The 8,742-nt window shown below is 38.1% G+C and carries 6 protein-coding genes and 1 other annotated feature; all 6 genes read right to left on the reverse strand.

What is annotated here, in order from left to right; all coding sequences use genetic code 11:
- Positions 1-2: 2 nt before the first annotated feature.
- Complete coding sequence (locus RYK16_RS06085; protein WP_314851383.1) at positions 3-980, reverse strand: dipeptide ABC transporter ATP-binding protein; 978 nt, start codon at positions 978-980, stop codon at positions 3-5.
- On the reverse strand, positions 973-1,959 hold the full coding sequence (locus RYK16_RS06090; RefSeq protein ID WP_314851384.1) for an ABC transporter ATP-binding protein: 987 nt from the start codon (positions 1,957-1,959) through the stop codon (positions 973-975). Before RYK16_RS06090 ends, RYK16_RS06085 begins: the two co-directional genes overlap by 8 nt.
- On the reverse strand, positions 1,956-2,819 hold the full coding sequence (locus RYK16_RS06095) for an ABC transporter permease (protein WP_314851385.1): 864 nt from the start codon (positions 2,817-2,819) through the stop codon (positions 1,956-1,958). Before RYK16_RS06095 ends, RYK16_RS06090 begins: the two co-directional genes overlap by 4 nt.
- A complete protein-coding gene (locus tag RYK16_RS06100) occupies positions 2,819-3,751 on the reverse strand; it encodes an ABC transporter permease (protein WP_314851386.1) in 933 nt (310 codons plus the stop codon). Before RYK16_RS06100 ends, RYK16_RS06095 begins: the two co-directional genes overlap by 1 nt.
- Positions 3,752-3,826: 75 nt before the next feature.
- Positions 3,827-5,434, reverse strand: a complete 1,608-nt coding sequence (locus RYK16_RS06105) for an ABC transporter substrate-binding protein (RefSeq protein WP_314851387.1) — start codon at positions 5,432-5,434, stop codon at positions 3,827-3,829.
- A 79-nt stretch (positions 5,435-5,513) separates the two neighbouring features.
- Positions 5,514-5,748 (reverse strand) — a binding site (T-box leader).
- A 199-nt stretch (positions 5,749-5,947) separates the two neighbouring features.
- A partial coding sequence (locus RYK16_RS06110) for a Cna B-type domain-containing protein (protein WP_314851388.1) occupies positions 5,948-8,742 on the reverse strand: 2,795 nt, incomplete at its 5' end.

Raw genomic sequence — 8,742 nt, forward strand, 5'->3', positions numbered from 1 at the left:
GTTTACTCACTTTCATTTTCTGCATTTAGTATGCATGCATATTGATGACCATTTCCTAGGTCTTTTACTTCTGGTTGTTTGAGTGCACATTCCTCTTTCGCAAATGGACATCTTGTATGGAATACACAGCCCTTTGGTGGGTTTGATGGAGATGGAAGATCACCATCAATGAGTGAACTCTCATTCATCTCTACACCAATTGTAGGAATAGCATTTAATAATGTTTGTGTATAAGGGTGTGAAGGATGATTGAAGATATCTTCACTAGTACCCTCTTCAACAACATGTCCTAAATACATTACTAGAATACGATCTGCGATATGCTTTACTACACCCAGGTCATGAGAAATAAAGATATAAGAAATGTTTAATTCTTCTTGTAGTTGTTTTAATAAATTAATAATTTTTGCTTGAATAGAAACATCTAGTGCAGATACTGGTTCATCACAGATAACGATATCTGGTTTTAAGATAATTGCACGAGCAATTCCAATACGTTGTCTTTGACCACCAGAGAATTCATGTGGATAGCGATTAATCCACGTTGGATCTAGTCCAACTAGCTGCATGGTTTCTAATACCATCTCTTCTCGCTCGCCACGTGTTTTCCAAGTCTTTTCAATATCAATTGGCTCCGCAATGATATCACGTACTGTCATACGTGGATTTAAAGAAGAATACGGATCTTGGAAAATGATCTTTAGCTTCTTTCTTGCTTCACGAAGTGCTTTTCCTTTTAAACTTGTAAAATCTTCTCCATTTAGGATAACTTTCCCTGAAGTAGGTTCTGTTAAACGTATAATTGATTTTACTGTTGTTGATTTACCACATCCACTTTCACCAACAATCGCTAATGTCTCCTTACGATGTAGCACAAAACTTACATCATCAACTGCTTTTACACTTTCCTTCTTTTGAAATAGTGTACCTTGTTGGTAGTATTTCTTTAGATTTTGAACTTCAAGAATGATTTCACTCATTGTGCCATCCTCCTTCATCTACCAACAAGCAACGAACATCATGATCATCATAGTGCTTGAGTGGAACTTTCTTTGTAAAACATTCGCTCTTCGCAAATGGACATCTAGGTGCGAACAAACATCCTTCTGGCAAGTTATCCAACATCGGTACTGAGCCCGGAATATCTTGTAGAGAAGATTGTTGTCTATTAATTTGTGGAATTGCATTCTGTAATCCAATCGTGTACGGATGTAATGGTTTTTCAAATAACTTCTTACATGGAGCACTCTCCACAAATTGACCTGCATACATGACAACAACACGGTCAACCATCTGATAGATAACTCCCATATCATGGGAGATAAAGATAACTGCTGTATTTGTTTCATCACGTAGCTTCTTAATTAAGCGAAGAATCTGCGCTTGAATCGTTACGTCCAAAGCCGTTGTAGGCTCATCACAAATCAGCAGCTTTGGATGACACACAAGAGCCATCGCAATCATAATACGCTGTCTCATACCACCAGATAATCTAGATGGAATATCATGATAAACCTTTTCTGGTTGCGGAATACCTACATCTCGAATCGCAGCGATTGCACGCTCCTTTAGCTCAGCATTTGAAACTTTCTCATGTGCTTTGATAGCTTCTTCAATTTGCTTACCAACTTTCATCAATGGATTTAATGAAGTCATTGGCTCTTGGAAAATCATTGAAATTTCATTTCCACGAATTTTTTGAAATTCTTTAGAGCTAAGTGTGGTCATATCCTGACCCTCATAGAAGATAGTACCAGCCGCAATCTGTGCAGGTGAATTTAATAGATTCATAATCGCAGATGCTAGCATGGATTTACCACAACCACTTTCACCTACGATACCTACAATTTCGCCCTCTTTGATAGATAAATTTACTTTATCGATGACTGGAAGTGGACCCTTTTCTGAATTAAGCTCTACTTCTAAGTCTTTCATCTCCAATACTGTACTCTGGCTCATAGTTCACCTCTTGAAATACGTAATTTAGGATCTAAGGCATCACGTAAGCCATCACCCATCATATTAAAGGCCATTACTGTAACAATAATGCATAAACCCGGGAATAAACTGTAATACGTATTACTGCGGATAAAATCCTGTGATTCCGCAATCATTGAACCCCAGCTTGGCTTTGGTGATGGAACACCTAAACCTAAATAACTTAAACTAGCTTCCGATAAGATTGCGCTAGGAATGCCTAATGTAATCGATACAATTAACATTGGAATACAGTTTGGCAATAAGTGTTTTAAGATAATGCGTAATGTTGAACCACCATCCACCTTACATGCTTGAATGTATTCTTGGCCCTTTAACTGCATTACTTGACCACGGATGAGCTTTGCTGTACTTGCCCAGCTTAATAAGCCAAGTGAGATATATAAATTTGTAATACCAGGACCTAATGCATACATCAGAGCCATCGCAAATAATAGGAATGGGAATGATGAGAATACCTGCATTACAAATGAAATCGCATCATCTGTTTTACCACCAACATAGCCTGCGGTAACACCCATAAAGTAACCGATAATTGTCGCTATCAATTGCGAAATTATTCCAACAGATAGCGAAACACGACAACCATACACACAGCGCGTAAAGATATCTCTACCATATTGGTCTGTACCCCACCAGTGCTTTAGACTAGGAGATAATAATCGCTCTGATAACACCTGCTTTTCAGGATTATAACTAGTGATTAGTGGAGCGATGAAACAAATCACAATTAAACTGACTAGAATAAGTGCTGATACGACAGCCACTTTATTTTTGCAGAAACGTTGGAAGGATTCACTATAGAAATTTTTCTTTTTCATTAGTTAACCTCCTTCGTTAAACGTATGTTTGGATTTACGACTGCATATAATATATCTACTACAAAGTAAACTAATACACATATCGCTGCTACGTAGATAACTCCACCCTGTACAAGTGGAATATCACGACGATTAATCGCATCGATTAACAACTTACCAATACCCGGTATATTAAATACATTCTCGGTAATCATCGAGCCTGTTAACAGCAATCCAAAGTCATTTCCAAGAATTGTCATAATTGGAATCAATGCATTACGGAATGCATGGAAGAAGATAATTCTTGGATAACTAATACCCTTTGCAAAAGCTGTACGGATATAATCCTGTTTCATTACTTCTAACATCGATGTACGTGTAACACGTGCAATTGATGCGGCAGATCGAATGCCTAGCGAAAATGATGGTAACACCCACCATACTGAAGATTTCACACCTGATACTGGAAACCAGCCAAGTTTCAAACCTACAAAAATCTGTAAGATAATCGCTATCCAAAATGATGGCGCTGAAATACCAAAAATAGAAAGCGACATCAAGATACGATCAATCATACGATTGTGGTATACCGCTGCTAATACACCAAATAATAATCCGATTACGATTGCGATAATGTATGCCGCAATCGCCATCACAAATGTATATTTAAATGCTTGTAAGATTAAAGTTAATACTGCTTTACGTTGGAAATAGCTAGTACCTAGATTTCCTGTAACCAAGCCCTGTAACCAACGCAAATATTGAAGTGGCAAAGGTACATCTAGACCTAGTTGGTGTCTAGCAGTTTCAATCGCGTCTTTACTTGCGAATTCACCTAGCATTGCGGCTACGACATCTCCTGGAATTACATTTAATACAATAAATGTAAGTAAGGAAATCGCAAAGATAATCATCACTGCCAACACTGCTCTTTTTAAAATATATTTACCCATGCCTATATCCTTTCATCAATAACAGAAATACAGTCTGTGTATGTAACCACACACAGACTGCTATCCTAATGTTTGTTACTTTTGTTCTTTAGCTGCTGCTTGTGCATCAACGTCTACATTCCAGAAGTGGTAGATTAAGTTACCTACTGTGAAGTTCTTAACGTATGACTTCGCAATGAATTGGCTCTGTGGATAGTATAGAGGTATGCATGCATAGTCATCGAATGTAAGAATCTTATCTGCTTCTTTGTATAATTCTGCACGTTCTTTTTCATCTGTTGAAGCTCTACCCTTATCTAACGCTGCATCATATGCTGGGTTGTCATAGAACACACCACGGTTTACAGAGTTCTTTGAGTAGAAGTAGTTGTACATTTGGAAGTCACCATCTGGGTATAACGCATTCCAAGTCATGCCTGTTAATGCAAGGTTACCTGCAGCACGATCAGAGTTCCAAGTAGCGTTATCAACGATATTTAATGTTAACTGGATACCTACTTCAGCTAAGTAACCTTGTAATGCATCAAATACTGTCTTATCAGCTTCACGAATTTCAGCTGTGAGTGAGATACCATTGCTATAGCCTGCTTCTGCTAATAACTTCTTAGCAGCTTCAGGATTGTATTCTAATACCTTTCTTGAATCATCATGACCAGGAATCTGGTTGTTCAAGAATGAAGTTGCAGGAATGCCTGCACCAGCGAGAATTGTCTTAACTAATTCTTCACGGTTGATAGCAAGTGAAATAGCCTTACGTACATTTACATCAGAGATATATTCACTCTTAAGATTTAATGAGATAAATGATGTTCCTAATGGATGGTATGACTGAATTTCATCACCATGAGAAGACTGATACTGTGCTAATAAACTTGCTGGTAAATCAGCTAAGTCGATATCACCATTTTCATAAGCGATTAACTTTGTCTGTGCATCATCGTAGTAAAGGAAATGTAATTCATCAAGATTTACATCACCACCGTGATAGTTCTCATTCTTAACAAGTACTACCTCAGTTGTGTCATCGTTTGATTGAATCTTATATGGACCTGTACCGATGAGGTTAGTACCTGTACCCCAAGCTGCACCTGCTTCCTTTGTTGCCTTTTCAGGGAAGATATTTGCATAAGAAGTTCCTAAGTTCTTAACGAATGGAGCGAATGCATAATCAAGTGTAATGTTGAAGTGGTAATCATCAACGATTTCAAAGCCGGAAAGCTCTGTAGCATTTCCTGCAAGCATGTCCTTCGCACCTGCAATCATTGAGAAGTATGTTGTTGACTTAGCACCTGTAGCAGGTGTAAACATACGTTCAAATGTGTACTTAACATCTGATGAATGTAACTCTGTACCATCTGTGAAGTAAACACCCTTCTTTAATGTAAAGGAATATACTTTACCATCCTCAGATACCTTTGGGAAATCTTCAATTAATACTGGTTCTTCTTCGTTATTGTCATTGAAACGTAAGAGTGACTCTGTTACTTCATCAGCAATTGAAGCTGCACCAGAAGATGTACTAATCTGCATGTCTAAGCCTGTACCTGCATTTGCTTGACCGAAGCGTAATACCTTCTTCTCTGTTGTTGTCTCAGCTGTTGAGCTAGACTTTCCTGCGCTGCATCCTGCAAGCAAGGAAATTGTTGTTGCAATTACTGCAAACTTTTTAATAAATGTATTCATCTTTTCCTCCCGTACCTTTATCGTGTTGGCGTAAAGTACTATACAAAAAATCCCGTCATCACAATATACAATCGTATACTGCAAGGACGGGATATATCATCACGTGTTACCACCTTGTTTTATTACTTCATCACTGAAGTAACCTCATCGAGTACCAACATACTCTAATCCTATAACGGGAATACCCGGTCATGCCTACTTATCGACACAACAGCTCCAAGACCATTTTCATTACTTGTTAACTTATCCGCTTTCACCTATCCGGACTCTCTAAGAAGTGTTAAAGCAATTACTTTTCTCTTCACAGCTTTTGTATGTTCTACACTTTAAAGCATATATTTTAATCTGTCAAATAAAATAATTTTCATTTAATAAAATTTTCTTTCATTTATATAATATAGTTGTAAATATCAACATAAAAATGCGTATTTTATTGACTATAATGCAATAAGCAAGTATTTCAACATTTTAGAAATACTTGCTTATTTATTTTGATTTTACTCAAGATTTTTCTTATCTTGCAAACTTTTTCTTTTCAATCATTGTAATGATTGCTGCCATGAGTGATATTACAAAGATGCTTGCATATGCCATCGGATTTACGTGGTCTGCTGTCTTTGGTGTCTCCTTGGAGTTTGTAATTGTGAAGCCTGTTTGTGCATCACCTGTGATCTTAGTCTTATATCCAGGGATCAATACTTCATCAACTGTATATACGATTTCACGTCCATTCTCATACTTGTCTAGATTTGCGAATGTATGCTTCCACTGATTAGCTGCTGTTAGTTGTACTGTATCAACCTTAACACCATCTGCGTATAGATTTACTGTAACGCTATCTGTTGCAGGTCCTACCCATACCTTAGTAACTGGGATATCCAACTTACCTGTGATCGTATTTGTGACTGTAAAGCCTGTTGTAGATGTTCCCTCGATTGCTTTTACATAACTTGGTACATCATATTCATCAACTGTATAAACAATCTCATGTCCATCCGCAGCGTACTTAGGTAGATTGCTGAATGTATGCATCCAGTTGTCTGCAGCTGTAATGACTGCACTTTCAACCTCTGCTCCATCTGCCAGTAACTTAATTGTTATAGAGTCTGTTGCAGGTCCTACCCAATTCTTTGTCACATCTACCGCTACCTTCTCAGTGTTTGTATTTGTAACTGTAAAGCCTGTAGCTGTATCTCCTGAAATTGCGGAGTCATAGTTGGCTACTGGTTCTTCTGTAAGTGTATAAACGATTTCTGTACCGTTATTATACTTATCAAGGTTAGCGAATACATGTACCCAGTTATTTGCCGCATTTAGTGTTACGGAATCCTTTTCAACGCCATCTGCGTAAAGTGTTACCTTTGCAGAAGAAGCTTCTGGTCCTACCCATACCTTAGTAACTGGAATGTTTACCTTACCAGTGATCGTGTTTGTGATTGTAAAGCCATTTGCTGCATCTCCTGAAATTGCCTTTGTGTAATCTGTAACAGGAGTCTCATCAACTGTATAAACAATCTCATGACCATCTGCTGCATACTTGTCTAAGTTTGCAAATGTATGTGTCCAGTTATCTGCTGCTGTTAATGTAACGGTTTCTTTCTCTGTTCCATCTGCGAATAACTTGATTGTTACAGAAGCAGCTGGCGTTCCTACCCATGTCTTTGTAACATCTACAGATGTCTTCTCTGTATTTGTATTTGTGACTGTAAAGCCATTTGCTGCATTACCTGTAATGACAGAATCATAGTTAGCGATCGGCTCTTCTGTAACTGTATAAACAATCTCTGTACCATTATTGTATTTATCTAAGTTTGTAAATGTATGTGCCCAGCCATTTGCGGCATTCAATGTTATAGAATCCTTTTCAACTCCATCCGCGAATAGAGTTACCTTAGCAGAAGAAGCTTGTGGTCCCACCCATACCTTAGTAACTGGTATAGATACTTTGCCTGTGATTGTATTTGTAACTGTAAAGCCTGTAGCTGCTGTTCCAGAAATACCCTTTGTATAATTTGGAACATCAACTTCATCAACTGTATAAACGATCTCGTGACCGTCTGTTGTGTCAAACTTAGGAAGATTACTGAATGTATGTGTCCAGTTATCTGCAGCTGTTAATGTAACTGTTTCCTTCTCTGCACCATCTGCCAAAAACTTGATTGTTGCGGAAGTTCCTGCAGTACCTACCCATGTCTTTGTGACTGGGATATTGATTGTTGCAGTATTTGTATTCTTAACAGTAAATCCAGTAGCTGCTGTTCCAGAAATATCTTTTGTATATCCAGCAACTGGTGTTTCATCAACTGTATAGGCAATCTCATGACCATCTGCTGCATACTTATCTAAGTTTGTAAATGTATGTGTCCAGTTGTCTGTTGCTGTTAATGTAACTGTTTCCTTCTCTGCACCATCAGCATATAACTTGATAGTTACAGAAGCAGCTGGTGTTCCTAACCATGTCTTTGTAACTGGAATATCTAGCTTACCAGTGATTGTGTTTGTTACAACAAATCCTGTGGCTGCACTTCCAGTAATAGCCTTTACGTAGTTTGCAATATCTACCTCATCAATTGTATACACAATTTCATGACCATCATTTGCATCATACTTAGGTAAATTGCTGAATGTATGTGTCCAGTTGTCAGCTGCTGTTAATGAAACTGTTTCCTTCTCTGCACCATCCGCCAATAACTTAACAGTTGCAGAAGCTGCTGGTGTTCCTACCCATGCCTTTGTAACTTTAACAGATGTCTTTTCTGTATTTGTGTTTGTTACCTTAAAGCCAGTAGTTGCGTCTCCAGTAACTGCTGAATCATAGTTTGTAACTGGTTGTTCTTGAACCGTATAAACAATTTCTGTACCGTTCTTGTATTTATCTAGATTTGTAAATGTATGTGCCCAGCCATTTGCGGCATTTAATGTTACAGAATCTTTTTCTACACCGTCTGCGAGTAACTTGATTGTAACAGAAGGTGCTGCTGGTCCTACCCATACCTTTGTGACTGGAACAGATACCTTCGCAGTGATTGTATTTGTGATTGTAAAGCCTGTAGCTGCTGTTCCAGAGATTGCCTTTGTGTATCCAGCAACTGGCGTTTCATCAACTGTGTATGCAATCTCATGACCATCTGCTGCATACTTATCTAAGTTAGTAAATGTATGTGTCCAGTTGTCTGTAGCAGTTAGTGTAACTGTTTCCTTCTCTGCACCGTCTGCGAGTAACTTGATAGTTACAGAAGCAGCTGGTGTTCCTACCCAAGCTTTCGTAACTTTGACAGTAGTCTTTTCTGTATTTGTATTTGTAATTG

It is taken from the genome of uncultured Solobacterium sp., assembly GCF_963550625.1.
GTDB lineage: Bacteria > Bacillota_I > Bacilli_A > Erysipelotrichales > Erysipelotrichaceae > Bulleidia.

What these genes read in the sequence shown, in the direction of transcription:
- RYK16_RS06090 (WP_314851384.1), bottom strand. Translation starts at nt 1,959, where the DNA reads ATGAGCCAGAGTACAGTATTGGAGATGAAAGACTTAGAAGTAGAGCTT.
- RYK16_RS06105 (WP_314851387.1), bottom strand. Translation starts at nt 5,434, where the DNA reads ATGAATACATTTATTAAAAAGTTTGCAGTAATTGCAACAACAATTTCC.
- RYK16_RS06100 (WP_314851386.1), bottom strand. Translation starts at nt 3,751, where the DNA reads ATGGGTAAATATATTTTAAAAAGAGCAGTGTTGGCAGTGATGATTATC.
- RYK16_RS06095 (WP_314851385.1), bottom strand. Translation starts at nt 2,819, where the DNA reads ATGAAAAAGAAAAATTTCTATAGTGAATCCTTCCAACGTTTCTGCAAA.
- RYK16_RS06085 (WP_314851383.1), bottom strand. Translation starts at nt 980, where the DNA reads ATGAGTGAAATCATTCTTGAAGTTCAAAATCTAAAGAAATACTACCAA.